Source organism: Pseudothauera rhizosphaerae (assembly GCF_004801305.1).
In the GTDB taxonomy this organism is placed as follows: Bacteria; Pseudomonadota; Gammaproteobacteria; order Burkholderiales; family Rhodocyclaceae; genus Pseudothauera; species Pseudothauera rhizosphaerae.
The window spans coordinates 1-25,585 of the sequence record NZ_SSOD01000028.1; the positions used below are offsets into that span (position 1 = coordinate 1).

Annotated in this window: 19 protein-coding genes; 13 read left to right on the top strand and 6 right to left on the bottom strand. The window is 70.5% G+C overall.

The annotated features are described in order from the left end of the window. A partial coding sequence (locus E6O51_RS22135; protein ID WP_211091489.1) for a hypothetical protein occupies nt 1-324 on the top strand: 324 nt, incomplete at its 5' end. A 137-nt stretch (nt 325-461) separates the two neighbouring features. Then, nucleotides 462-1,052 (top strand): LOG family protein, encoded by a 591-nt coding sequence (locus tag E6O51_RS21290; RefSeq protein ID WP_136387044.1) that lies wholly within the window; start codon nt 462-464, stop codon nt 1,050-1,052. A gap of 10 nt (nt 1,053-1,062) precedes the next feature. Here E6O51_RS21290 and E6O51_RS21295 read toward each other — a convergent pair whose 3' ends face one another. Then, nucleotides 1,063-1,368: an antibiotic biosynthesis monooxygenase family protein gene (locus tag E6O51_RS21295; protein WP_136387045.1), complete on the bottom strand. Its 306-nt coding sequence runs from the start codon at nt 1,366-1,368 to the stop codon at nt 1,063-1,065. Between the two features lie 50 nt (nt 1,369-1,418). After that, nucleotides 1,419-2,063, bottom strand: a complete 645-nt coding sequence (locus E6O51_RS21300; RefSeq protein ID WP_168735360.1) for a DUF4124 domain-containing protein — start codon at nt 2,061-2,063, stop codon at nt 1,419-1,421. Nucleotides 2,064-2,300: 237 nt separating this feature from the next. On the opposite strand from E6O51_RS21300, the gene E6O51_RS21305 reads away from it, so the two are divergent. The 6 genes from E6O51_RS21305 (at nt 2,301) to E6O51_RS21330 (ending at nt 8,426) form a co-directional block, all read left to right on the top strand. Further along, nucleotides 2,301-2,813: a sigma-70 family RNA polymerase sigma factor gene (locus E6O51_RS21305; protein ID WP_136387047.1), complete on the top strand. Its 513-nt coding sequence runs from the start codon at nt 2,301-2,303 to the stop codon at nt 2,811-2,813. Further along, entirely contained in the window at nt 2,800-3,783 is a 984-nt protein-coding gene (locus E6O51_RS21310; RefSeq protein WP_136387048.1) for a FecR domain-containing protein, read from the top strand. The genes E6O51_RS21305 and E6O51_RS21310 overlap by 14 nt, the downstream gene beginning before the upstream one ends. Nucleotides 3,784-3,998: 215 nt before the next feature. Then, a complete protein-coding gene (locus E6O51_RS21315; RefSeq protein ID WP_136387049.1) occupies nt 3,999-4,253 on the top strand; it encodes a type II toxin-antitoxin system Phd/YefM family antitoxin in 255 nt (84 codons plus the stop codon). Next, entirely contained in the window at nt 4,253-4,660 is a 408-nt protein-coding gene (locus E6O51_RS21320; protein WP_136387050.1) for a type II toxin-antitoxin system VapC family toxin, read from the top strand. Before E6O51_RS21315 ends, E6O51_RS21320 begins: the two co-directional genes overlap by 1 nt. Nucleotides 4,661-4,803: 143 nt before the next feature. Beyond that, nucleotides 4,804-7,245, top strand: coding sequence for a TonB-dependent siderophore receptor (locus tag E6O51_RS21325; RefSeq protein WP_211091491.1), 2,442 nt, complete (start codon nt 4,804-4,806; stop codon nt 7,243-7,245). 11 nt (nt 7,246-7,256) lie between these two features. Then, entirely contained in the window at nt 7,257-8,426 is a 1,170-nt protein-coding gene (locus E6O51_RS21330; RefSeq protein WP_136387051.1) for a PepSY-associated TM helix domain-containing protein, read from the top strand. Here E6O51_RS21330 and E6O51_RS21335 read toward each other — a convergent pair. Next, a complete protein-coding gene (locus E6O51_RS21335) occupies nt 8,423-9,679 on the bottom strand; it encodes an MFS transporter (RefSeq protein WP_136387052.1) in 1,257 nt (418 codons plus the stop codon). The genes E6O51_RS21330 and E6O51_RS21335 overlap by 4 nt on opposite strands. Before the next feature lie 75 nt (nt 9,680-9,754). On the opposite strand from E6O51_RS21335, the gene E6O51_RS21340 reads away from it, so the two are divergent. Together E6O51_RS21340 and E6O51_RS21345 are read left to right on the top strand one after the other, a co-directional pair. Then, nucleotides 9,755-10,657: a LysR substrate-binding domain-containing protein gene (locus tag E6O51_RS21340; RefSeq protein WP_136387053.1), complete on the top strand. Its 903-nt coding sequence runs from the start codon at nt 9,755-9,757 to the stop codon at nt 10,655-10,657. Between the two features lie 60 nt (nt 10,658-10,717). Then, nucleotides 10,718-11,104, top strand: coding sequence for a thioredoxin family protein (locus E6O51_RS21345; RefSeq protein ID WP_136387054.1), 387 nt, complete (start codon nt 10,718-10,720; stop codon nt 11,102-11,104). Nucleotide 11,105: 1 nt separating this feature from the next. Here E6O51_RS21345 and E6O51_RS21350 read toward each other — a convergent pair whose 3' ends face one another. From E6O51_RS21350 to E6O51_RS21360, 3 genes are all read right to left on the bottom strand, one after another. Then, a complete protein-coding gene (locus E6O51_RS21350; RefSeq protein WP_136387055.1) occupies nt 11,106-11,924 on the bottom strand; it encodes a mechanosensitive ion channel family protein in 819 nt (272 codons plus the stop codon). Between the two features lie 315 nt (nt 11,925-12,239). Continuing rightward, nucleotides 12,240-13,454 (bottom strand): exo-beta-N-acetylmuramidase NamZ family protein, encoded by a 1,215-nt coding sequence (locus tag E6O51_RS21355; RefSeq protein ID WP_136387056.1) that lies wholly within the window; start codon nt 13,452-13,454, stop codon nt 12,240-12,242. Next, nucleotides 13,451-14,017, bottom strand: a complete 567-nt coding sequence (locus tag E6O51_RS21360; protein WP_136387057.1) for a DOMON-like domain-containing protein — start codon at nt 14,015-14,017, stop codon at nt 13,451-13,453. The genes E6O51_RS21355 and E6O51_RS21360 overlap by 4 nt, the downstream gene beginning before the upstream one ends. A 211-nt stretch (nt 14,018-14,228) precedes the next feature. On the opposite strand from E6O51_RS21360, the gene E6O51_RS21365 reads away from it, so the two are divergent. The 3 genes from E6O51_RS21365 to E6O51_RS21375 all read left to right on the top strand — a co-directional run. Next, complete coding sequence (locus tag E6O51_RS21365; protein WP_136387058.1) at nt 14,229-17,465, top strand: transglycosylase domain-containing protein; 3,237 nt, start codon at nt 14,229-14,231, stop codon at nt 17,463-17,465. Between the two features lie 125 nt (nt 17,466-17,590). Beyond that, nucleotides 17,591-19,282, top strand: a complete 1,692-nt coding sequence (locus tag E6O51_RS21370) for a ShlB/FhaC/HecB family hemolysin secretion/activation protein (RefSeq protein WP_211091492.1) — start codon at nt 17,591-17,593, stop codon at nt 19,280-19,282. Between the two features lie 25 nt (nt 19,283-19,307). Beyond that, nucleotides 19,308-25,585 (top strand): two-partner secretion domain-containing protein (locus tag E6O51_RS21375; protein ID WP_136387060.1); only part of this gene is annotated, 6,278 nt, incomplete at its 3' end.

Genomic DNA, 25,585 nt, shown 5'->3' on the forward strand with positions numbered 1-25,585 from the left:
AGCAAAAACGGAGGGCAACAGCCCGAGGACGACCCGATCGGAAGCGAAAAACGCCATCAAAGTCGAAAGCCCGTCACTGATACGCGCTCGAAATCGGTCCGCGGGCATTTGTTCAGCACTTCCCTAGGCATGGGTGCGGGAACAATTTTCAGTATATTCGCTACAGGTCACGCTATGCCCGGTATGGGTTTTGGAATGCTCACTGGCGCATTACTCGGTGCCTACTTTGACAGGCAGATACGACCACGCTTTTTGGCGGCCACCGTAGGTATGCTTGCACTGGGCGGTTTATTGTTGTGGTATTCCGCTCGTGGGTTTTCCTAACATGGTGCTTAACGACGCTCCCTTCGGTCGCTGGACTCGCCAAAGCTTCGCTTCGGCGAGCCGGTTAGCTCCGTTAACAGGCGATGCGCGGTGCCGGCCGGCGCTTTGCCTGGCCCATCTGATTCGGGAACCCAGCCATGACGACGTTGAAAACCCTGTGCGTGTACTGCGGCTCCAGCAGCGGGCGCAGCGCAGTGTACTCCGAAACCGCCCGCGCCCTGGCCGCCGCCATGGTGGCGCGAGGCATTCGCTTGGTGTACGGCGGTGCTAGCGTGGGCATCATGGGCGCGGTGGCCGACGAGGTGCTGCGCCTGGGGGGCGAGGCGGTGGGGGTGATTCCCGAATCGCTGATGCGCAAGGAGCTGGCCCACGCCGGCCTCACCGAGATGCACGTGACGCCCTCCATGCACGCGCGCAAGACGCTGATGGCGGAGCTGGCGGACGGTTTCGTCGCCCTGCCCGGCGGCATCGGCACCTTCGAGGAGCTCTTCGAGATCTGGACCTGGGGCCAGCTCGGTTTTCACCGCAAGCCCTGCGGCCTGCTCAACGCGGCCGGCTACTATGACGCGCTAATGGCCTTCCTGGACCATGCCGCGGCGGAGCAGTTCGTGCGTGCGGAGCACCGGGACATGCTGGTGGTGGAGAACGACCCGGCGGCGCTGCTGGACCGCTTCGCCGCCTATGAGCCGCCCACGCTGCCAAAGTGGGTCGGGCGCGGGGAGACCTGAGCGCCGCAGCCTACAGCACCGAATTGAACAGTTCGAGCTGCGGCGGCCCCAGGTAGATCTCGCGCGGGCTCTTGCCGGCGTTGGCGTGCGCCAGACGGAACGCCTCGGAGCGCGTCCAGGCTTCGAACGTTTCTTCCGACTCCCATTCGGTGTGGGACGCGAACAGGGTGTATTCCTCGGTCTGCGGCCCCTGCAGCAGATGGAAGCGGACGAAGCCGGGTACCTGGTCGAGGTAGCTTTCACGCTGGCGCCAGTGGTCGATGAAAGTCTGTTCGTGGCCGCGCGCGATCCGGAAGCGGTTCATGGCGAGAAACATCGGGCGTACTCCGGGAAAGGGGTCAGCCGCGATCTTACGCTGGCGATGCCCTATCGGAGCAGTTCGGAGGAACCCATCCTCCCCGAGCCCGAGGGTTGCGCGGGCCGGGAGGGTTCCCTCGGTCGAGCGGGTTCCCGACGCCAGGTCGGTTCCCTGCGCCAGGAAGGCTCGCGACGCCAGGACGGTTCCTCCCGCCATGAGGGCTCGCCGCGCCGGTGCTGCCGGCGCAGCACGCTGGGCACGACGATCTCCTGCTCGATCTCGATGCGGTCCGGCTCGCGCAGGCCGCAGGCGCCGTACATGGCCGCGCGTTTGGCCTCGATCGCCTCCTCGTTCTGCTTCAGCGCGCCGGCTTCCAGTTCGTAGGCGCGCTGCGCCTGGGCGCAGGAGAAGGAGTCGATGCGTTCGGGCTGCAGGCCGGCTTCCATCCGCGGCGGCGCGGTTTCCAGCTCGCGCACGCGGGCGCGCAGGGCTTCCATCTCATAGCGCAGCATCAGTTCGCGGCTGCCCGAGGTGTCCACCGTGTTCGGTTCGACGGCGATCTCCGCCGCCGTCTGGCCCGGCGTGCAGGGCTGGTCGGTGAAGGTGGTGTGGCCCGTGCGCGGGTCCACGCACTGGTAGATCTGCGCCGTGGCCGGCGCGCTGCAGCACAGCGTCAGCAGCAGGACGGCTATCGGCCCTATGGCGGCATGCATGGCTGGCCCCTTTGCGGGATGGGGAACACTTCCGTTGACCGCTTTCGCGGCGGAGCGATCCTTGTGTGCGGCTACCGGCCCGCCGCCTTCGGCGGCAGCCGGCGCAGCCAGATGAATATTAGCGCGGTGACCGACGGAGGGTTTGCCCATCCCGCAGCGTGCCCGATAGAATGCAAACAATTCTCATTATTTCTGGGTCGACTCTTTCCCTCCGGCCCGCCGAGCAGAGGCAGGACCGTGGCCGCCAGCGAATTCACCCCACATCAGCAGATCGACGTCCTGTATGCCGACCACCACCGATGGCTGCACGGTTGGCTGCGGAGGAAGCTCGGCTGCACCCACCGCGCCGCCGACCTGGCCCACGACACCTTCCTGCGCCTGCTCAGCCGCGACGAGCCGGTCGCCATCCAGGAACCCCGCGCCTTCCTGACCACCGTCGCCCAGGGGCTGGTGGCCAACCACTTCCGCCGCCAGAAGATCGAGCAGGCCTGGCTGGAAGCCCTCGCCCGCCTGCCCGAGGCCGAGGCGCCGTCGCCGGAAGCCCGCGCGCTGATGCTCGAAACCCTGATCGAGATCGACCGCCGCCTCGACGCCCTCGGCGCCGCGGTCCGCCGCGCCTTCCTGCTCTTCCAGCTCGACGGCCTGCCGCAGACCGAGATCGCCGCCCGCCTGGGCGTGTCCGTGCCCACGGTCAAGCGCTACGTGGCCAAGGCCCTGGTGGCCTGCTGCTTCGCCGATGCCGCCCTCTGAGTCCGCCGCGCCGGACCGCCCCGAGGCCGAACCGGACGTTCGCCGGCAGGCGGCCCTGTGGCTGATCGAGCTGCAGGCCGACGGCGACAATCCCGAACTGCGCGCGCGCTGGCGGCGCTGGCACGACGCCGCCCCCGAGCACCGGCAGGCCTGGGCCCGCATCGAAGCCTTCGGCGCCAGCCTGCGCCAGCTCCCGCCCGTCTTGGCCCACGCCGCCCTGGCGCCGCGCAAATCGCGGCGGCGCGCCCTGAAGGCCCTGGGGCTGCTGCTGGCCGGCGGCGGCGCGGCCTGGATCGCGGCTGACTCCCCCCGCCTGCCGACGCTCCTCGCCGCCCAGCGCACCGGCCGCGGCGAGCGCCGCCACATCGTCCTGGCGGACGGCAGCCGGATCGACCTCAACGCGGATAGCGCCCTCGACATCCGTTTCGACGCCGAAGTGCGGCATCTGATCCTGCACGAGGGGGAAATCCACGTCCTCACCGCCCCCGACCCCGCCGGCCGGCCGTTCTTCGTGGACACGCCCCACGGCCGTGCCCAGGCGCTCGGCACGCGCTTCACGGTGCGCACCGGGGCGGCCAGCCACGTGGCGGTCCATGCCGGGGCCGTCGCCATCCACCCGCGCCACGCCCCGGACGCCGAGCCGCTGGTGCTCACGGCCGGCCAGCAGGCCCGCTTCACCGACCGCGCCGCCGGACCGCCCACCCCGGCCAGCGAAGCCGACGCCGCCTGGACCCGCGGCATCCTGGTGGCCGAGGACATGCCGCTGCCCGTCTTCATCGCCGAACTCGCCCGCCTGAGCGGACGCCCGCTGCAGTGCGACCCGGCCCTGGCGGCGCTGAAGGTGAGCGGCACTTACCCCCTGGCCGATCCCGAGCGCGTCCTCGACCTGCTGGCCGCCGCGCTGCCGGTGCGGGTGCTCCGCCGCCGGCGCTGGTGGGGCGGGGAGGCGTACGAGGTGGTGCCGGCGTGAACCGGAGAAGGATATTGGGAGGCCATGTTGGCCCGGCGATTACGCAAGCCCCCCGTTCGCCCTGAGCCCGTCGAAGGGCGGTGCCGGCGACCGGGCTTCGACGGGCTCAGCCCGAACGGTATCGGGCTGCCGGCCCGGAACTCCTGACAGGATGAAATGCTCCGGCGGGATCGCGCCTATAATCTGGCTAACCAACTCGATCAGGAAGCGCCGCCATGAGGACCGTCCCCGTCTATGAGGCCAAGACCAGGCTTTCGGAACTGCTCGCCGCAGTCGAGCACGGCGAACAGGTCACCATCACCCGCCGCGGCCGGGCCATCGCGCGCATCGTCGCCGCCGTCGATACCGAGGCGTCGGCGCAGTCGCAGCGCCAACGGGTCGCCGGTACCTTCGCGCGGCTCCGCGAACTCCGCCAGGGCGTCAGCCTGGGCATGGATCTTCGGGAGGCCATCGAGGAAGGGCGCGACTGATGCCCTTCGTCCTGGACAATTCCGTTGTCGCCGGCTGGTTCCTGGAAGACCAGGCGACACCCTACACAGACGCGATCGCCATGCGACTCGAGGAAGACCGGGCGGTCGTACCGGCACTCTGGCAACTGGAATTCGCCAACGTTCTCCGTACCGCCTGCAAGCGCCATCGCCTTGCCGCCGCCCAGGCGCAACAGGTCATCGAGCAGGTTTGCAGCCTGCCCATCGAGATCGACCGTGACACCCCTGGCCCGGCGGAACTGTTCGCTCTGGCGCTGCGCTACGATCTGAGCTGCTACGACGCCGCTTACCTCGAACTCGCCCTGCGGCTTCAGATCCCGATCGCCACGAAGGACAGACCTTTGCATGCGGCGGCCAGCGCAGCAGGTGTCGGTGCTGTCGAAGCATGACGGCAACCCATCGTATGGCCTGAACGCAGCGCGCCGGTGACCCGAGCCGTTTTTTTTTCGCTCTCGGTGATCCCGATTCCCTTTTCGCGGGGCATGGATAACGAAACCGTCGTTTTCCAGCCATTCATCGAAAGGGGAATCACATGGGCAGACCCGCCACCCGCGCCACCCGCCGCCGGCGCATCCTGGCCAAAGCGTTCCACGGCCTGCTGTGGGGCATGGCCGCCGTGGCCGCCGTGCAGCCCGGCGCGCCGCTCCACGCGCAGGAGGCGGAAGGCCGCCACTACGACATCCCGGCCGGCGGCCTCACCGAAGTCCTCAAGCGCTTCGGCGTGGAAAGCGGCCTGTTGCTTTCCTTCTCCACCGAACTGACCGCCGGCCTCCACAGCCCCGGCCTGCAGGGCCGCTACAGCACGGCAAGCGCGCTGCGCGAACTGCTCGGCCGCAGCGGCCTGGAGGCGGTGCCCCAGGCCGGCGGCTACCTGCTGCGCCGCGCGGCCGCGCCGGCCGGCGGGGAAACCCGCCTGGCCCCGGTGACCGTCACCGCGCAAACCGGCGGGGAAAGCGCCTGGGGCCCGGTCGAGGGCTACGCCGCCAAACGCAGCGCCACCGGCACCAAGACCGACACGCCGATCATCGAGACGCCGCAGTCGATCTCCGTGGTGACGGCCGATTACGCCGAAGCCATCGGCGCCACCACGCTCAAGGAGGCGCTGAGCTATACGCCCAGCATCAACATCGCCCCCTACGGCACCGATTCGCGCTACGACTGGATCTACCTGCGCGGCTTCGACGGCTACGCCAGCACCTACCTGGACGGCCTGCCGCTGCGCAACACCGGCTCCCTCAGCGTGTGGCGCACGGAGAACTACAACCTCGAACGCTTCGAGGTGCTGCGCGGCCCGTCCTCGGTGCTCTACGGGCAGAACAGCCCCGGCGGCGTGATCAACGTCGTCAGTAAGCGCCCCACCGACAAGCCCCTGCGCGAACTCCAGGTGCAGGTCGGCGAGGATTCCCGGAAGCAGGTCGCCGGCGACTTCTCCGGCCCGGTGGACGGGGACGGCAAGCTGCTGTACCGCCTCACCGCGCTGGTCAAGGATGCGGAATTCCCGGCCGGGGACATGGCGGACGACCGCCATTTCATCGCTCCTTCCCTGACTTGGCGGCCCTCCGGTGACACCAGCCTCACGCTGCTGTCCCATTTCATGCGCGACCGCGGCGGCGTCTACACGCGCGTCGCGCCCCAGGCGGGCACTTTGCTGCCCAATCCCAACGGCAGGATTCCGTCGTCGAATTACCTCAGCGAACCGGACTTCAACCAGTTCGACCAGGACCAGTGGATGCTCGGCTATATCCTGGAACACCGCCCCGGCGACACCTGGACCCTGCGCCAGAACGCCCGCTACAGCCACATGGAGGTGGATTACTGGCAGGCCGCGACGGGAAGATTCGTCCAGGTCGATGCGGGCGACCCGGACAATCCCGCCAACTTCCGGCGGCGCTACCTGACCGTCAACGGCACCCGGTCCGACGATTCCAGCTTCGTCATCGACAACCAGGCGGAGGGCCGGCTGGAATTCGGCGGCTCGGAGCACACCCTGCTGATCGGCCTGGACCACCAGCAAACCCGCTTCGACGAAGCCTCCTATTACAGCGTCACCGCGTCCTCGATCGACATCTACCGCCCCACCTACGGCACCCGCCTCGCCATTCCCGACCCCTATGCCGATTCCGACATCAAGCTGCGGCAGACCGGCCTCTACCTGCAGGACCAGATCAAGTTCGGCGGCCATTGGGTCGCCACCCTGGGCGGGCGCTACGATTGGGCCAAGGTGGAAAACCACGACCGCCTCGGCAATGCCGAATCGCGCCAGACCGACGAGCAATTCACCGGTCGCGCCGGCCTCGTCTATCTCGCCCCGAACGGCCTTGCGCCCTACGTGAGCTACGCCGAATCCTTCGTGCCGAACGTGGCCACCGACCCGCTCACCGGCAAACCCTTCGACCCCGAGACCGGGCGCCAGTACGAGATCGGCCTGCGCTACCAGCCGCCGGGCCGCGGCGACAGCTACAGCGTGGCCGCCTTCGATCTGCGCCGGCGCAACTACATCACCTACGATGCCTATTACGTCCCCAAGCAGCGCGGCGAAGTCACCGTTCGCGGTCTCGAATTCGAAGCGCAGATCCAGCCGGTCCGGCGGATGAACCTGGTCCTGTCCTACTCCCTGACCCCCAAGGCGGAGGTCACCCGGAGCAGCAACCCGGACGAGATCGGCAAACAGGCCAACCCGGTGTCCCGCCACCAGGCGTCGGCGTGGGCGGACTACCGGTTTGCCGGCGGCTTCAAGGCGGGGCTCGGGGCGCGCTACGTCGGTTCCAACAGGGGCTACAACGAGGCCACGCCCAGGAAGGTCCCCGCCTACACCGTGTTCGACGCCATGATCGGCTACGACTTCGCGCGCTGGAGCCTGGCCCTGAACGCCCGCAATGTCACCGACAAGACCTACTACAGCCAGTGCGGCTACGGCCTCTGCTACTTCGGCGACGAGCGCAAGGTGTTCGCCACCGCGGCCTACCGCTGGTAGGGAGTCCGGCGATGCGCCCGCTGCTCGCCGCCGCCCACCGCTGGGCGGGCCTCTTCATCGCGCCCTTCCTGTTCGTCGCCGGGCTCACCGGCGCGCTGATCTCGTGGGACCACGAACTCGACGAGTGGCTCAACCCCCATCTGTTCGAGGCGCGCAGCGGCGCCGCGGCGGCCGTGCGCACGCCGCTCGAACTGGCCGCCGGCGTGGAGGCCGCCGACCCGCGCCTGCGGGTGGGCTACCTGCCGCTGTCCATCGAGCCCGGCCACACCCTGGGCATGGGGGTGGCCGCGCGCGTGGACCCGGTCACCGGCAGGCGCTTCGAGCCGGGCTTCAACCAGATGGCCATCGACCCCGCCACCGGCGCAGTGCAGGGCACGCGCCAGTGGGGCGCGGTCTCCCTGTCGCGCGAGAACCTGCTGCCCTTCCTCTACAAGCTGCACTACAGCCTGCACATTCCGGACATCGGCGATCTGAAACTGGGCATGCTGGTGATGGGCATCGTCTCGATCGTGTGGATACTGGACTGCTTCGTCGCGCTGCGGCTCTCGTTCCCGAACCGGCGCCGCTGGCGCAACGCCTTCGCCTTCCGCTTCCGCCAGGGCTGGCCCCGGCTCAACTTCGACCTGCACCGCTCGGGCGGCGTGTGGACCTGGGCGCTGCTGCTCATGCTGGCCGTCACCTCGGTATCCATGAACCTGGGGCGCGAGATGATGAAGCCGGTGGTCTCCCTGTTCTCCCCGGTCACCCCGATGCCGTGGGAAGTGCGCGACCCCGCCCCGCGGGATGCGCCCATCGAACCCGCCTTCGGCCGCGAGCGGGCCATCGCGCTGGCCGCGGCCGAAGCCCGTGCGCGGGGCTGGACGGCGCCGCCGGGCGCCGTGTTCTACGCCGACCGCTTCGGCCTGTATGGCGTGGGCTTCTTCGCGCCGGGGCGGGAGCACGCCGACGGCGGCCTGGGCAATCCTTGGCTCTACATCGACGGGCGCACGGGAGAACTCCTCGGCGAGGACGTGCCGGGCGCGGGCAGCGCGGGCGACCTGTTCATGCAGGCGCAATTCCCGCTCCACTCGGGCCGCATCCTGGGCCTGCCGGGGCGCATCCTGATCTCCTGCATGGGGTTGGCGGTGGCCCTGCTCAGCGCCACCGGCGTGGTGATCTGGGCACGCCGGCGCCGGGCTTAGCCCTTGGCCGGCGGCAGCCGGCGCAGCCACAGCGCCACCGCCAGGGCGAGCAGGGTGCAGCCCAGCAGCATGGCCACTGTGCCGGGCCACTGCCCGGCGCTCCAGGCGAAGCCGCCCACGGTGCCGAGCACGCTGCTGCCGAAGTAGTAGCTGCACAGGTAGAGGGCGGCGGCCAGCGCGCGGCGCTCCTGGGCGCGCTTGCCCACCCAACTGCTGGCCGCGGTGTGGGTGGCGAAATAGCCGAAGGTGAACACGCCCACGCCGGCGATCACCACCGCCAGATGTTCGCTCACCGTCAGCAGCAGGCCGGCGGCCATGACCACGGTCATGATCCACAGCACGTTGCGCCGGCCGATGCGGTCGGCGAGTTGCCCCGCCCAGGCCGAGGCGAAGGTGCCCAGCAGGTAGAGCAGGAAGATGGCGCCCACGGCGGTCTGGCCCAGCCCGAAGGGCGCGGCCTGCAGGCGGAAGCCCAGGTAGTTGTAGAGCCCGACGAAGGCACCCATGATCAGGAAGGCGGTGGTGAACAGCCAGGGCAGGCCCGCGTCGCAGTAGATGGTGACCACGTCGCGCAGGATGCGCCGCGGCGTGGCCGGGCGCGCGCTGAAGTGGCGCGAGGCCGGCAGGCAGCGCCAGAACGCCAGCGCGGCGGCCACGCCCAGCACGCCGAGCACGCCCAGGGCGATGCGCCAGGAGGCGAAGTCCGTGAGCAGCGCGGCGAGGAAGCGTCCGCTCATGCCCCCCAGCGCGTTGCCGGCGATGTACAGGCCCATGGCGCGGCCCTGGGCGTTGGGGGCGATCTCCTCCCCCAGCCAGGCCATGGCCGCGGCCGGCAGGCCGGCCAGCGCCAGCCCGAGCAGGGCGCGCAGCACCAGCAACTGGTCGAAGTCCGTGACGAAGGCGGCCGCCAGCGCCAGCACCGCGGCCAGCGCCAGCGCGATGTTCATCACCCGGCTGCGGCCGTAGCGGTCGGACAGGATGCTGGCCGGGATCAGCGCCAGCGCCAGCGCGCCGGTGCCGGCCGACACGGACAGGCTGGCGCGCGCCGGACTCACGGCGAACTCCCCCGCCAGCAGCGGCAGAATGGGCTGGGTGGCGTACAGCATGGCGAAGGTGGCGAAGCCACCGACGAAGAGCGCCAGATTGGCGCGGCGGAAAGCGGGCGTACCGGCTTCGAGACGCGCTGGGGGCACGGGCGGAGCCCCGGCGGCGGAGCCGGCCGGGACGAGCGGAACGGTGGATGTGCGGGGCATGGGCGCATCCTAGGTTGCCGCCGTGAGGGCAGTCCAATATATTCGAAAGCGTGTATTGATACGTTTGGTAGATATATGGAATTGCGTCACCTGCGCTATTTCGTCGCCGTCGCCGAGACGCTCAGCTTCACCCGCGCCGCCGAACGCCTGCACATGGGCCAGCCGCCGTTGTCCATGCAAATCCGCGATCTGGAGGAGGAAGTGGGCGCCCGGCTCTTCGAGCGCACGCGGCGCAAGGTGGAGCTGACCGAGGCGGGGCGGCGCTTCCTCGACCACGCCCGCGCCATCCTCGCCCGCGCCGGGCACGCGGCGGAGGACGCGCGCCGTGCCGCCGCGGGCGAGGTGGGCGAGCTGCGCGTCGGCTTCACCTCCTCCCTGCCCTACAGCGAGATGCTGCCCGACCTGCTGTCCGCCTTCCGCCGCCGCCACCCGGAGGTCCGCCTGCAGCTGCGCGAACTGTTCACCGCGGTCCAGTTCCGCGCGCTGGCCGAAGGCGAGCTGGACGTGGGCCTGGTGCGGGTGGGCGCGGATGCCACGCCGCCCGGCATCGCGCTGCGGGAGTTGGGGCGCGACCCCCTGCGCCTGGTCATGCGCGCGGACCACCGCCTGGCCCAGCGCGAGGTGGTGAGCTTCGCCGAGCTGGCGGAGGAGGAGTTCATCACCTTCCCGCCGGGCGCCGGCACCGGCTTGCCGGACATGCTGCAGAGCCTCGCGCGCGCGGCCGGCTTCGTGCCCCGCATCGTGCAGACCGCGCGCGAAGCCACCACGCAGATCGGCCTGGTGGCCGCCGGCCTGGGCCTCGCCCTGCTGCCCGCTCCCCTGTCCTGCGTGCGCATCCCGCGCGTGCGCTACCTGCCGGTGAGCGACGCGGGGGCGGATTTTCCCCTTTCGGTGGCCTGGCCGGACCGGGCGCCCGCGCCCCTCACCGCCCGTTTCCTCGCCGTGCTGGACGAGGTGCGCGGCGTGCGCCCGACCTGAGCGCACGCCGGCACGGTGGAGTAGCATGGCCGCTCACCCCAACCCCACGGAGCGGCGGTCATGGCCTCCATAGAAATCACCGACGACAATTTCGAGCAGGTCATCAACGACAACCCCATCGTCTTTCTCGACTTCTGGGCCACTTGGTGCGGGCCGTGCCGGAGTTTCGCCCCGGTCTTCGAAGCCGCCGCCGAAGCCAACCCGGACATCGTGTTCGGCAAGATCGACACCGACGCCCAGCAGGAACTGGCCGCGGTGTTCAACATCCGCTCGGTGCCCACGCTGGCGGTGATCCGCGAGCGCATCATGGTGTTCCGCGAATCCGGCGCCCTGCCGGCGAGCGCGCTGGAGCAGGTCGTCGAGGGCGCGCGCACGCTGGACATGGACGCCATCCGCGCCGACATTGCCGCCCAGCAGGCGGGCGGGAGCGCGCCGGCAGGCGCCTGAACTACGCCGGCTGCTGCACGATGACCACCTGGGACGGCGTCGGCGCCGGGAAGCCCGCCGCCGCCAGCGCTTCCCGTATCAACCGGTTGCCGTCGAAATACACCTGCCAGTAGTGGTCGTTGTGGCAGAAGGGCCGCACCGCGAGGATGGGGCCGACCAGGGTGAAATCCAGGATTTCCACCTCCGGCGCCGGCTCCGGCAGCACGTTGGGCACCTCCAGCAGCTTCTCCCGCAGCAGTTGCGCGGCGGCCACGTGGTCGGCGTTGCCGGCGAGCTGTATCTTGAGTTCCACGCGGCGGTAGGGGTTGGCGGTGAAGTTCTGGATGGTGTCGCCGAAGATCTTGCCGTTGCCGATGATGGTCTGCACGTTGTCCATGGTGTCCACGGTGGTGGCGAAGAGCCCGATCTCCTTCACCGTGCCGATGACCCCGCCGGCGCTGATGAAATCGCCCACCTTGAAGGGCCGCAGCACCACCAGGAAGATGCCCGCCGCCAGGTTGCCCAGCAGCCCGCCCCAGGCCGCGCCGATGGCCACGCCGATGCCGGCCACCAGGGCGGCGAAGGTCGTGGTCTGCACGCCGAAGTAGCCGAGTATGGCCACCACCAGCACGATGTTCAGGGTGACGGAGAGGAAGCTGCCGACGTAGCGCATCAGCGTCGGGTCCACCTTCTGGCGCGCCATCGCCTGCTGCACCAATCGGCCGGCGAGGCCGATCAGCCAGCGGCCGATGATCCAGAAGACGATGGCCCCCAGTACCTTGAGGCCGATCTCGGTGGCGTAGGTCGCGGCGAGCTGGCCGTACGTCTCCATCTTGTCCATGGTGCGATCCTCCGGGGAATGTGCCGAACGGGTAATTTTTCCTGCCTTCCAGCCTAGACCGTGCGGAGCCGGTCTGCATGGCGCTTCGCGTCGGGCCGCCCCGGGGCAATACCGTTCAGTCAAGCCTGGAAAAGCCCCTCTCCCCTCGCGGGAGAGGGGTTGGGGAGAGGGGGATGCGTCAGCCGGGTCGCCACGAACTGCCTTACGCCCCTGCGGGGCGCCCCTCTCCCCGGCCCTCTCCCACAAGGGGAGAGGGGGCAGGAATTCGATGCGATTTGCTTGACTGAACCGTATTGCTCCTGCCGGGGCGGATTCTCAGCCGTAGCGCAGGAAGGGCGCGCTCGCCTCCCGCCACGCGGCCTCGTCGGCGGCGGCCAGGGCGTCCAGGTCGCCCGGCTCGGCCGCGGCGTCGTCCACCCATTCCCGCAGCAGCGGCGAGCCGTTGATCAGGTCGATGGCCAGCCGGTCGTGCTCGTACTCGTAGGGGAAGTCGCGCCACAGCGGATAGCCGGGCGCGACGCGGCGCAGGGCCTTGAAGGCCAGGGCCTGCAGGCGCCAGGGGCGGAAGGCGGCGTGGCCGTAGGCGCCGTCCTCCACGTGGATGTGGATGCCGTTGCAGAGCTTGCCGGCGTGCTTGTGGAAGGTGGGCTCGAACCAGCATTCCCGCAGCCGGCAGCCGGTGAGCCAGTCCGGGGCCAGGGCTCGCATCTCGGCGAGGAGCGCCCGGGCGTCCACGTCCGGCGCGCCGAAGAGTTCCAGCGGCCGGGTGGTGCCGCGTCCCTCCGAGAGCGTCGTGCCTTCCAGCATCACCGTGCCGGCATAGCAGCGCGCCATCCACAGGTTGGGCGCGTTGGGGCTGGGGTTCACCCACGTACGTTCGCCCAGCGGCCAGCCGTGGCCCGGCGCCGCGTCCGGCTGCCAGCCGGCCATGTCGACCACCTGCAGGTCCACATCCAGCTCCAGCGTGGCGGCGAACCAGCGGGCCAGTTCGCCCATGGTCAGGCCGTGGCGCATGGGCAGGGGGCCGGCGCCCACGAAGCTCTCCCAGCCGGGCCGTAGCAGCGTGCCTTCCACCGGCCGGCCGGCCGGGTTGGGGCGGTCCAGCACCCACACGGACTTGCCGTGGCGGGCGGCGGCCTCCAGCACGTAGCGCAGCGTGGTGATGAAGGTGTAGATGCGGCAGCCCAGGTCCTGCAGGTCCACCAGCAGCACGTCGAAGGTGGACATCATCGCGTCCGTGGGCCGGCGCACCTCGCCGTAGAGGCTGAACACCGGGATGCCGTGCAGCGGGTCGAGGAAGTCGGGCGACTCCACCATGTTGTCCTGCTTGTCGCCGCGCAGGCCGTGCTGGGGGCCGAAGGCGGCGGTGAGCTTCAGGTCGGGCAGGGCGGCCAGGGCGTCGAGGGCATGGACGAGGTCGGCGGTGACGGAGGCGGGATGGGCCAGCAGCGCCACGCGGCGGCCGGCCAGCGGGCGGCGCAGGGCGGGGTCGGCGAGCAGGCGGTCGAGGCCGAACAGGGTGCGGGTCATGGGCGTTCCGGGGCGAAGGCCAGCGCGAAGCCGCGCCGGTCGTGGAAATCGGGGCGTGGGGCGGGGTGGCGCAGGGCCCAGTACTGCAGGCGGCCGTCCGCGTCCTCGGCCACCGCGGTGAGGCCCAGCATCAGCAGGCGCCCGGGGGCGGCGGCGGGCAGCAGGGCGGCGGGGATGCGGGCGGCGAGCTGCAGCCGGTCGCAGGCGGCGTCACTCTCGATCAGCGGCGTCGCCGGCGGGGCAATGGCGTCGATGCGTTCCCGGTAGTCGGCAAAGTCGTACACCGCCCACTGGCCGGAGGGCGAGAAGTTGAATTCGCGGTAGCCGGGTTCGCCCGCCACCGCCACGAAGGCCTCGCAGCAGGTGTGCGCCCACAGGCCGTCGGCGGGGCCGGGGAGTGCCGCGGGCGGCACGCGCAGGCGGCCGTCGTGGGCGAGCGTGTAGGCGAGCAGCAGCGTGCCATCGGCGGCCCGGTCCACCTCGACGCCGATGCGGCCCACCACACCGGCCGCGGCGGCGGGGTGGGTGAGCAGTTCCAGGCGGGCGGGAAGGCGGACGGACATGGGGCGCCGAGGCGGGGACAAGGCCGCAATGGTAGCGCCTCCGGGGCTTTCGGGGTGTGCCCGCACCGCGCCGCCGCCCATGCAGTGTGCGAGCGTTTCCGGTTGTTACAGTCGTCGGGCACAACGCAACGGAATATGTGCGCCTCGACACGAAACGATGCGAACGACGGGGGGACAATCGAACCCAAAAAGCGATCCGCATCCCGATCACATGCGCGCCCCCGACGCCCCGCCTCCTCGCCCAGATCGCCGTCTCTCGACTTTCCTGCTGCTGCTCGCCGTGGCGGGTGCGGGTGCGTACGTGCTCGTGGAGACGCGCATCTCCTGGCAGCAGTCGCGCCTGCTCGGCCGCTACGCCTCGTCGCTGGCATACGAACTGCTGCCTGCGCATGATGGACGCATCGTGCCGCCGGTGCAGGTGCGGCCCGCGCCGCCGTCTGGCAATCCGCGCCGCCCGCAGGTGGTGGACCCGCGCACCGCGCGCGGTGGCGGCTGGCCGGCGCGGGCCACGCTTTCGGCCGGCCTGTTCCGCGTGCTGGAGAACGTCCCTTTCTCGCCCTACCGCCTGCACATCCGCCAGCGGCCCGAACTGGCGGCGCTCTACCCCGCGCACGGCCCCTTCGACCGCCGCCTGGGTTACGCGCAACTGCCGCGCCTCATCGACCGCCTGGCCGCGCGCGGCTACGAATTCACCCACCAGGCCTACTTCTCCGCCGCGCTGTTCGACTACGTCGGCCACGGCTACTTTCCGCCCTACCGGGAGAAGACCCGCACCGGCCTGCGCATCCAGGACTGCCGTGCCGCGGGCCTGTACGGCTTCGACTACCCCTTTATCGCCTATCGCGGCTTCGACGACATTCCGCCGCTGGTGGTGCAGACCCTGCTGTTCATCGAGAACCGCGAACTGCTGGATGCCAGCCGCCCCTGGCTGAACCCGGCGGTGGAATGGGGGCGCTTTTCCCGCGCGCTGTTCGCCCGGGCCGCGCGGGTGGTGGATGACGGCATGGATGCGCCCGGCGGCAGCACGCTGGCGACGCAGATCGAGAAGTACCGCCACTCGCCCAACGGCGTCACCCCGGGGCCGCGGGAGAAGCTGCGGCAGATGGTGTCCGCCAGCGTGCGCGCCTACCAGGACGGGCGCGAAACCCTGCCCTTTCGCCGCCGGGTGGTGCTCGACTACCTGAACACCGTGCCCCTCGCGGCCGCGCCGGTGCATGGCGAGGTGAACGGGCTGGGCGACGGGCTGTGGGTGTGGTTCGGCGCCGATTTCGACGCCGTCAACCGCCTGCTCGCCGCGCCGCCGTCGCCCGATCCCGCGTTGCGGGCCGAGCAGGGCCTGGCGCTGCGCCAGGTGCTCGCGCTGATGATCGCCCATCGCCGCCCGTCGTGGTACCTGGGCGGCGGGCGCGGCGAACTGGAGCAACTGGCCGACAGCCACCTGCGCCTGCTCACCGAGGAACGGCTGCTGTCCCCGGCCCTGCGCGACGCCGCGCTCGCCGCGCGGCTGGAGTTCCGCAACCCCTACCGCGATCCGCCCATCGCGCCGGTCGATGCCGGCAAGGGCGCCGCCGCGGTGCGCAGCCGGCTGTCCATGCTGCTCGAACTGCCGCTCTACGAACTGGACCGCCTCGATCTCGAAGTCTCCGCCACGCTGCAGCGCGACCTGCAGGAAGCGGTCGGCGCCTGGTTCGCCGGCCTGTACGACCTGCCGAGGGTGCGCGCCCTGAATCTCACCGGCGAGCGCCTGCTCGACCCGGCGCGCCTCTCCGAGGTGCGCTACAGCTTCACCCTGTTCGAACTGGCGCCGGGCGGCGCGCGCGTGCGCGTGCAGACCGACACCACCGACCAGCCCTTCGACATCAACGAAGGCAGCAAGCTGGAACTGGGCTCCACCGCCAAGCTGCGCGTGCTCGCCACCTACCTGGAAATCGTCGCCGAACTGCACGAGCGCCTGGCGCACCTGCCCGACGCGGCGCTGCGCGCCACCCCCGTGGACCGCCACGACAACCTGACCCGCTGGGCCATCGACCACCTGCTGGCGAGCGCCGACCGCAGCCTGCCGGCCATGCTGGAAGCCGCGCTGGAGCGCCGCTACCCGGCCAGCACCGGCGAAGTCTTCTTCACCGGCGGCGGGGTGCACAGCTTCGGCAACTTCCGCCGCGAGGACGAGAACCGCATCCCGACCGTGCGCGAGGCGCTGCAGGCCTCCATCAACCTGCCTTTCGTGCGCCTGATGCGCGACATCGTGCGCCACACCATGTACCAGGTGCCGGGCAGCACCGCCAGGCTGCTCGAAGACGACGGCGATCCGCGCCGCAGCGAATACCTGGCGCGCTTCGCAGACCGCGAGGGCCAGGTCTTCCTGCGCCGCTTCTGGCGCAAATACCAGGGCAAGCCCGCCGACGACATGCAGGCCACCCTGCTCGACGGCCTGCGCCAGACCCCGGACCGCCTCGCCGCCGCGTGGCGCTACCTGAACCCCGCCGCCGACGCCGCGGCCTTCGCCGCCGCCCTGCGCGAGCGCCTGGCCGCCGAGCGCGTCGGCGACCGGCGCCTGGCGGAACTGTACGCGCGCTACGCGCCCGGGCGCTTCGACCTGCCCGACCAGGGCTACGCCGCGCGCGTGCATCCGCTGGAACTGTGGCTGGTGGGCTACCTGCGCACCCACCCACAGGCCAGCTTCGCCGACGTGGTGGCCGCCAGCGCCGCCGAGCGCCAGGCCGTCTACCGCTGGCTGTTCGCCACGCGCGCGCGCAGCGCGCAGGACCAGCGCATCTACACCATCCTGGAAGTCGAAGCCTTCCTCGACATCCACCGCCGCTGGGCGCGCCTGGGCTACCCCTTCGACCATCTGGTGCCCTCGCTCGCCACCGCCCTGGGCAGTTCCGGCGACCGCCCCGCAGCGCTGGCGGAACTGATGGGCATCATCGTTAACGACGGCGTGCGCCTGCCCAGCGTGCGCATCGACAGGCTGCGCTTCGCCGCCCACACGCCCTACGACGTGGAACTCGCCCGCCGCGCGGCGGACGGCGAACGGGTGATGCGCAGCGAGGTGGCACAGGCACTGCGCAACGCCCTCTCCGAGGTGGTGGAAACCGGCACCGCGCGCCGCCTCGCGGGCACCTACCAGCTCGCCGACGGCACGGCGCTGCCGGCCGGCGGCAAGACCGGCACCGGCGACAACCGCATCGTGCTCACCGACGCCCGCGGCCAGGCCCGCGGCGCCGGCGTGGCGCTCAACCGCACCGCCACCTTCGTGTTCTACCTGGGCGAACGCCACTTCGGCACCGTCACCGCCTACGTCACCGGCCCCGAAGCGGCCCGCCACCGCTTCACCTCGGCGCTGCCGGTGAGCATCCTGCGCAACATGGCGCCGGTGCTGCTGCCGTACCTGGCGCCGGATTCGCCGACGGCATGCCGTCAAGCGTCCGGAATAAATGCCAATTGACGATTTGAAACGATTTGTAATATAAGTCAGGGCTCATTGCCTATCGGAAGATCGATTCTTCCCAGCCGCCCTGCGCCATGCCCCGGAAATACTGGAACAACGGTCCGTGCCTGCTTGCCTGCTGCATGGCCCTCATCCAAACCCCCGCTCTTGCCGTTTCCGCCAGCCCGGCGGAGCTGGACGCCCACGAACGCACCCTGCAGGAAGAGCGCAGCCGCCAGTTGCGCCGGCAACTGGAGCCGCGCCCGGACGTGCGCCTGTCCGGCCGCGCGGTGGATGCCGGGGCGCGCCTGCTGCCGGAAGGCGAAACGCCGTGCTTCCCCATCCGGCGCATCGTGCTCGTCGGCGACGGCGCCGAACGCTTCGGCTTCGCCCTCTCCAACCCGGCCAACGCCGCCGACGATCCCCTGGGCCGCTGCCTGGGCGCGGACGGCATCAACCTGGTCATGGAGCGCATCCAGAACGAGATCATCCGGCGCGGCTACGTCACCACGCGCGTGCTGGCCGCGCCGCAGGACCTTTCCACCGGAGAACTGCAGCTCACGGTGATTCCCGGCAAGGTCGGGCAGGTGCGCTTCGCCGAAGGCAGCAGCCCGCGGGCCGCCCTGTGGAACGCCGTGCCGATCGCCCGCGGCGACATCCTCGACCTGCGCGACATCGAGCAGGGGTTGGAAAACTTCAAGCGTGCGCCCACGGCCGACGCCGACATCCGCATCGAACCGGCCGCAGGCCCCGACGCCCGGCCGGGCGAAAGCGACATCGTCATCGTCTACCGCCAGCGCCGGCCCCTGCGCCTCACGCTCAACGCCGACGACAGCGGCTCCGACGCCACCGGCAAATACCAGGGCGGCATCACCCTGTCGGCCGACAACCTGCTCACGGTGCACGACCTCTTCTACGTCAACTACAACCACGACCTGGGCGGAGGCGAACGCGGCCGGCGCGGCTCCGAAGGCTACGCCGTCCACTACTCCGTGCCCTACGGCTACTGGCTGCTCGGCTTCACCGCCTCCGGCCACGACTACCACCAGCGCGTGGCCGGCATCAACCAGTCCTACCTCTACGAAGGCTACAGCCGCGGCGCCGAGATCCGGCTCACCCGCCTGGTCTACCGCAACGCCATCAACAAGACCCAGATCCATCTGCGCGGCTTCTTCAAAAAGTCGTCCAACTATGTCGACGACGCCGAAATCGAAGTGCAGCGGCGGCGCACCGCCGGCTGGGAACTCGGCCTGAACCAGAGCTGGTACATCGGCCAGGCGCTGCTGGACTACAGCATCGCCTACCGGCGCGGCACCGGTGCCCTGGACGCGCTCAGGGCGCCGGAAGAAGACGCCGGCGAAGGCAGCGCGCGCATGGAAATCGTCACCGCCGAACTCGGCTTCGCCCAGCCCTTCGCCGTCGCCGCACCCTGGGGGCGGCAGGCGCTGAGCTACCGGGCCGAACTGCGCGGGCAGAAGAACTACACCCCGCTCACCCCGCAGGACCGCTTCTCCATCGGCAACCGCTACACCGTGCGCGGCTTCGACGGCGAACTAACCCTCAGCGCGGACAACGGCTGGTTCGCGCGCAACGAACTCTCCGTCCTGCTCGGCGACAGCGGGCAGTCACTCTACGTGGGCCTGGACTACGGCGAAGTGGGCGGGCAGTCGAGCGAGTTCCTGCCCGGAAAACGGCTTGCCGGCGCCGTGCTCGGCCTGCGCGGCGGCTACCGCGGCCTGGCCTACGACGTTTTCGTGGGCCGTCCGCTCGAGAAGCCACGCCAATTCGAAACCGCCGGCACCACCGCCGGCTTCAACCTCCACTGGTCATTCTGACCCCCCGTAAAAGAGGTCGCCCCCCATGAACAAGCGCTGCTTCAGAGTCGTCTTCAACAAGACCCGCGCCGTGCTGATGGCCGTGGCCGAAACCGCGCGGTGCCGCGGCAAGTCCGCCCCGGCCCGCGGCGGCGCCCCGGCCAGCGCGCTCATTGCCACCCTGCGGCCGGTCGCGTTCAGGCTGCTGGCGGCCCTGGGCGGCGTGGTCTGGCTCCCCCCGCTGCAAGCGCAGATCGTCGCCGACCCCGCCGCCGCGGCCGGGCAGCGGCCCGCCGTCTCGCACACGGCCAACGGCGTACCCCTGGTCGACATCCAGAAACCGAGCGCCGCGGGCGTCTCGCGCAACACCTACCGCCAGTTCGACGTGGACGGGCGCGGCGCCATCCTCAACAACAGCCGCACCAACGTCCAGACCCGACTGGGCGGCTGGGTGCAGGGCAACCCCCACCTGGCCGGCGGCACCGCCCGGATCATCCTCAACGAAGTCAACAGCGCCAATCCCAGCCTGCTGCATGGCTACGTCGAAGTCGCCGGCAGCCGCGCCCAGGTCGTCATCGCCAACCCGGCCGGCATCCACTGCGACGGCTGCGGCTTCATCAACGCCAGCCGCAGCACGCTCACCACCGGCACCCCCCTCGTCGACGGCGGCAACCTGCTCGGCTACCGCGTCGGCGGCGGCACCATCCGCATCGAAGGCCAGGGCCTGGACGACACCGCCACCGCCTACACCGACATCATCGCGCGCGCCGTCGAAACCAACGCCGGCATCTGGGCCAACGCGCTCAGCGTCACCACCGGCGCCAACCGCATCGACATCGACGCCGCCGGCCACCAGACCGCCGCCACCCCCATCACCCCGGACGACGGCGCGGCCCCCGCCGCCTTCGCCCTCGACGTCGCCGCCCTGGGCGGCATGTACGCCGGCAAGATCCACCTCATCGGCACCGAAGCCGGCCTGGGCGTGCGCAACGCCGGGCGCATCGGCGCGGCCGCGGGCGAAGTCGTACTCAGCGTCGACGGCCGCCTCCTCAACACCGGCACCCTCCAGGCACAGGGCGCCATCACGCTGCACACCCCGGACGGAATCGACAACCGCGGCGGCCTGATCCGTTCCGCGGACGCGCTCACCATCGAAACGGACCGCCTCATCAACGCCGGCACCCTGGCCGCGGACCAGGGCATCGGCGGCAAGACGGTTTCCATCACCGCCCACCACATCGACAACCATGCCGGCGCGATGCGCGCCGACACCACCCTTGCCATCGCCAGCGGCGGCACGCTGGACAACGGCGAGGGCCTGATCGCCGCCGGGCAGCACCTCACCCTCCGCGACGGCGCAGCCGTCAAGACGCTGGCGATCACCGGCACCGGCGGCACCCTGGCCGCCGGCGGCAACCTCACCGTGGAAGGCCGCAGCCTGACCAGCAGCGACGTGCTCGGCGGCGGCAATCTCCACCTGCACCTCACCGGCGACTACACCAACACCGGCTGGGTCCAGGCCGGCGGCACGGCCCGCGTGCAGGCCGGCGGCGCGCTCGCCAACCACGGCACCCTGCTCGCCGGCTCGGCCTTCGAGCTCGCCGCGGCTCACATCGACAACACGGGTGGCCTGATCCGTTCCGCGGACGCGCTCACCCTCGAAACGGACCGCCTCATCAACACCGGCACCCAGGGCGAGGACCAAGGCATCGGCGGCAAGACGGTCTCCATCGCCGCCCGCGACCTCGACAACCGCGCAGGCCGCATGCAGGCCGAGACGACGCTGAACATCGCCAGCCACGGCACGCTCGACAACAGCGAGGGCCTGATCGCCGCGGGAAGCCTCACCCTCCGCGACACCGACCCCGCCGCCAAGGCCCTGCAGATCACCAACACCGGCGGCACCCTGGCCGCCGCCGGCGCGCTCACCGTAGACAGCCGCGGCCTCACCGGCGACGGCGACCTCCTCAGTGCCGGTAGCCTCCACATCCGCCTGATCGACGACTATGCGAACACCGGCTGGCTGCAGGCCCACGGCACGGCAGACCTGCGCACCGCGGGCACAATCACCAACCGGTCCGCCCTGCTCGCCGGCGGCGCCCTCCAACTCGCCGCGGCCACCCTCGACAACGCCGGCGGCCTGATCCGCTCGGCCGACGCGCTCACCATCGAAACGGACCGCCTCACCAACACCGGCACCCGGGGCGAGGACCAGGGCATCGAAGGCCGCACGGTCGCCATCGCCGCGCACGAGCTCGACAACAGCACCGGCGCCATCCGCGCCGTGGAAGCGCTGAACATCACCAGCCACGGCACGCTCGACAACAGCGGGGGCCTGATCGCCGCCGGGAATCTCACCCTCCGCGACGGCGCGGCCGCCAAGGCATTGGCCGTCACCAACACCGGCGGCACGCTGGCCGCCGCCGACGCACTGAGCGTGGACAGCCACGGCCTCACCGGCGACGGCGACATCCTCAGTACCGGCGACATCGACCTGCGCCTCATCGGCGACTACACCCACACCGGGCACCTGCAGGCCGACGGCGACCTCCGCCTGGAAACGGCCGGCACGCTCACCAACGCAGCGGAACTCCTCGCCGGCGAAGCGCTGTATCTGCAGGCCGCCACGCTGGACAACCGCGCCGCCGGCCGCATCGTCGGCGGGCAGACCCGCCTGCTCGCCAGCGCCAGCCTCACCAACTGCGGCCTCATCGACGGCCAGAGCGTCCGCGTCGACACCGCCAGCCTGCACAACCTGGGCACCGGCCGCCTCTACGGCGACCACATCGCGCTGGCCGCCACGGCGCTCGAACAACGTGCCGAGGGCGAGGACAAACCCGTCATCGCCGCCCGCGAGCGCCTGGACATCGGCGCGCAAACGCTCGTCAACGACGAAGGCGCCCAGATCTTCAGCGCCGAAGACCTCGCCATCGGCGGCGCGCTCGACGCCGACGGCCGGGCCACCGGCTCGGCCGACACCCTCACCAACACCGGCGCCACCATCGAAGCGCTGGGCAACCTGGACATTGCCGCACAGACCCTGCGCAACCTCAACGCCGGGCTGACCACCAAGCAGTCCGTCGTCGGCACCACCCACTACGACAAATTCACCCCCAGCGACACCAGCGTGCTGCTCGACACGGCCGATTACCCCGGCGCCAAGATCGGCGACGTGCACACGGAATGGCGTTACGTCGGCTCCTACCGCTTCCGCCAGTACCGGCGCTACGTCTACAGCGGCACCACCACCGAAACGAAGGTGAACCAATCGCGCCCCGGCAGCCTGCGGTCCGGCGGCGGGCTGCGCCTGACGGGCAACGTTACCAACCAGGACAGCCGCATCATCGCCGGCGGCGCGCTCGACATCACCGGCGCCACGCTGGACAACCTCGCCAGCGAAGGCACGCGCATCACCACCTACAGCGGCACCGCCTATTTCTACGACTACGACGGCCACAAGAGCTGCAGCAGCTCCGGCGGCTGCTACGACATCGACAGTTGGTCCTACAACCCGGCCGCAACCCTGGAGACCTTCGCGCTGCCCGCCGGCGAAGTGGTGGAGTACGCCCGCGCGCCCGGCAGCGACGCCGAGTCGCCCAGCGCCTCCCCGCCGGCCGCCCAGCCGAACCCGGACCTGCCCGAGCAGGGCGCGCCCGACCTGGAGGTGCCGGAACCGGCCCTGCCCGAACGCACCGTGCCCGGCACCGGCGTGGCCACGCTTCCCGTGGGCCAACTGCGCCTGGATCTGGGCGGGCTGTTCCAGCCCAACCCCGACCCGCAGGGCGGCTACCTCATCGAAACCGACCCGCGCTTCGCCGACTACCGGCAATGGCTGTCCAGCACCTACCTGCTCGACGCCCTCGGGCTCGATCCGGCGGACACGCAAAAGCGCCTGGGCGACGGCTTCTACGAACAGCGCCTGATCCGCGAACAGATCGCCCAGCTCACCGGCCGGCGCTACCTTGCCGGCTACGCCGACGACGAATCCCAATACCTGGCGCTGATGAACGCGGGCGTCACCTTCGCCGAAGCACTGCAGCTCGTCCCCGGCGTGGCCCTGTCGCCCGAACAGATCGCCCAGCTCACCAGCGACATCGTCTGGCTGGTCGAACAGACCGTCACCCTGCCCGACGGCACCACCGCCCGTGCGCTGGTGCCGCAAGTGTACGTACAGGTGCGGCCCGGCGACCTCGAACCGAGCACCGGCCTGATGGCCGGCAACGAAGTGCGCATCGACCTCACCGGCGACTTCACCAACAGCGGCACGGTGGCCGGGCGCAGCCTGCTCGCGCTCGACGCGGACAACCTCCGCAACCTGGGCGGCACGCTGGCGGCCGACGGGGTGCGCCTGGATGCCATCAACGACCTCACCCACCTGGGCGGCAGCATCATCGCGCGGGACGCGCTCGTCGCGCGCGCCGGGGGCGACCTCACCGCCGCCAGCACCGTGCACAGCAGCACCGCCGCACAAGGCGCGAGCCGGGCCAGCCGCACCAACCTGGACCGCGTGGCCGGCTTCTACGTCACGGGGGACGCCGGCATCCTGCTCGCCTCGGCCGGCAATGACCTCACCCTGGCCGGCGCGCTCATCCACAACGCCGGCGCGGACGGGCAAACCCTCGTCACCGCGGGCCGGGACCTGAATCTCTCCACCGTCACGGAAGCCGACCACATCCGCAGCGTGCGCAACTCACGCAACTACGTCGCCCACGGCGGCACGCGGGAAGTGGGCACCCAGATCGAAGCGGCCGGCGACCTCACCCTGGCCGCGGGCAACAACCTCACCGCCCGCGCGGCCACCGTCAGTTCGGAGGCGGGGGCGCTCACCGCGGCGGCCGGCAATGACCTCACGCTGGAGGCCGGGCGCGAGACCTACGCGTTCGAATCCGCACGGCGCACCAAGAAAAGCGGCACCTTCAGCAGCAGCACCAAGACCGAACGGCTCGAATACGAAGCGGACACCAGCGTGGGCAGCAGCTTCGCCGGCCGCACGGTGGACCTGCAGGCCGGCCGCGACCTCACCGTGAGCGCCAGCATGGTCGTCAGCGATGAAGCCCTCGCGCTCACCGCCATGCGCGACGTCATCCTCGACACCGCCCAGGACCTCCAGAACGAAACGCGCTACCGCAAAGAGTCCCGCTCGGGCTTCACTTCCTCGATGGGCAGCATCGGCTACGGCACCAGCTCGCTCCAGGAGAACGGCAAGAGCCGGACCGTCACCCAGGCCACGAGCACGCTCTCGGGCGAGAACGTCGCCATCGCCAGCGGTCGCGACACCGTGATCCGCGCCGGAGCCGTGCTTGCGGACCAGGACGTGACGCTGCTCGCCGGTCGCAACGTGGACCTTCTCGCCGCGGCCGACACGCAGCACACCGAAACCCACTTCAAGAGCAAGAGCAGCGGGCACAGCTTCTCGCCCGACCTCTTCGGCAAGACCACGATCTACAGCAAGACGAGCGCCAGCCAGGACGGCACCGGCTCCAGCACCGAGTACCGCACCAGCCTCCTCTCGGCCAACAGCGGCAACCTCACCGTACGCGCCGGCCTCGACGACCAGCACAAGGAGACCGGCCAGGGCAACGTCACCACCCAGGGCGCCGACCTCCTCGCGGGCGAAGCCATCACCGTCTCCGGCAACGCGATCGACCTGCAGGCCGTGGCCGGCGAAGCATCCAGCCACGTCGTCACCAAGACCAAGAGCTTCACCCTCGGCGCGCGCGCGGCCGGCCTCATCGGCGGGCGCATTGCCGCCCTCGGCGACGCCGTCGAACGCGCGCGCGACACCGACAACGACCGCCTCAAAGGGGCCCTCGCCCTGAAGGCCGGCTACGACGGCTGGAAGCTCAGCCAGGGGGTATCGACCACCACCACCGCGGCCGGCGAAGCGGCCCAGAAGGACGCCCCCACCGGCGCGGCCTTCGGCGTCCAGGTCTATGTCGGCACCAGCAAGAGCAAGTCCGAATCGGACAGCCGGACCAGCACGGTCACCGGCACCAACCTGCAGGCGAAGACGATCGACCTCACCGCCACCGAGACCGACCTCCAGATGGCCGCGGCCAAGCTCCAGGCCGAAGAGATCAGGCTGGCCGCGCAACGCGACATCCACCTGCAAGCGGCGGCCAACACCAGCACGCTGCGCAACACCAACAAAAGCAGCAGCGCCGGGGTCGGCGTCACCTTCGGCTTCGGTCAGCAAAACGGCTTCTCCATCCAGCTCAACGCCGGGCAGGCCAAAGGCCGGGCCAACGGCACGGAAACCGTGTGGGACAACACCCTCATCACCGCCACCGACACCCTCACGGTCACCTCCGGAAGAGACACCAC

Bases quoted from the DNA above. Each gene is read 5' to 3' on its own strand.
- E6O51_RS21370 (WP_211091492.1), top strand. From the start codon at position 17,591: ATGGCCCTCATCCAAACCCCCGCTCTTGCCGTTTCCGCCAGCCCGGCG.
- E6O51_RS21295 (WP_136387045.1), bottom strand. From the start codon at position 1,368: ATGTTTCTCGCCATGAACCGCTTCCGGATCGCGCGCGGCCACGAACAG.
- E6O51_RS21360 (WP_136387057.1), bottom strand. From the start codon at position 14,017: ATGTCCGTCCGCCTTCCCGCCCGCCTGGAACTGCTCACCCACCCCGCC.
- E6O51_RS21330 (WP_136387051.1), top strand. From the start codon at position 7,257: ATGCGCCCGCTGCTCGCCGCCGCCCACCGCTGGGCGGGCCTCTTCATC.
- E6O51_RS21315 (WP_136387049.1), top strand. From the start codon at position 3,999: ATGAGGACCGTCCCCGTCTATGAGGCCAAGACCAGGCTTTCGGAACTG.
- E6O51_RS21335 (WP_136387052.1), bottom strand. From the start codon at position 9,679: ATGCCCCGCACATCCACCGTTCCGCTCGTCCCGGCCGGCTCCGCCGCC.
- E6O51_RS21300 (WP_168735360.1), bottom strand. From the start codon at position 2,063: ATGCATGCCGCCATAGGGCCGATAGCCGTCCTGCTGCTGACGCTGTGC.
- E6O51_RS21320 (WP_136387050.1), top strand. From the start codon at position 4,253: ATGCCCTTCGTCCTGGACAATTCCGTTGTCGCCGGCTGGTTCCTGGAA.
- E6O51_RS21365 (WP_136387058.1), top strand. From the start codon at position 14,229: ATGCGCGCCCCCGACGCCCCGCCTCCTCGCCCAGATCGCCGTCTCTCG.
- E6O51_RS21340 (WP_136387053.1), top strand. From the start codon at position 9,755: ATGGAATTGCGTCACCTGCGCTATTTCGTCGCCGTCGCCGAGACGCTC.
- E6O51_RS21325 (WP_211091491.1), top strand. From the start codon at position 4,804: ATGGGCAGACCCGCCACCCGCGCCACCCGCCGCCGGCGCATCCTGGCC.
- E6O51_RS21355 (WP_136387056.1), bottom strand. From the start codon at position 13,454: ATGACCCGCACCCTGTTCGGCCTCGACCGCCTGCTCGCCGACCCCGCC.
- E6O51_RS21310 (WP_136387048.1), top strand. From the start codon at position 2,800: ATGCCGCCCTCTGAGTCCGCCGCGCCGGACCGCCCCGAGGCCGAACCG.
- E6O51_RS21290 (WP_136387044.1), top strand. From the start codon at position 462: ATGACGACGTTGAAAACCCTGTGCGTGTACTGCGGCTCCAGCAGCGGG.
- E6O51_RS21345 (WP_136387054.1), top strand. From the start codon at position 10,718: ATGGCCTCCATAGAAATCACCGACGACAATTTCGAGCAGGTCATCAAC.
- E6O51_RS21350 (WP_136387055.1), bottom strand. From the start codon at position 11,924: ATGGACAAGATGGAGACGTACGGCCAGCTCGCCGCGACCTACGCCACC.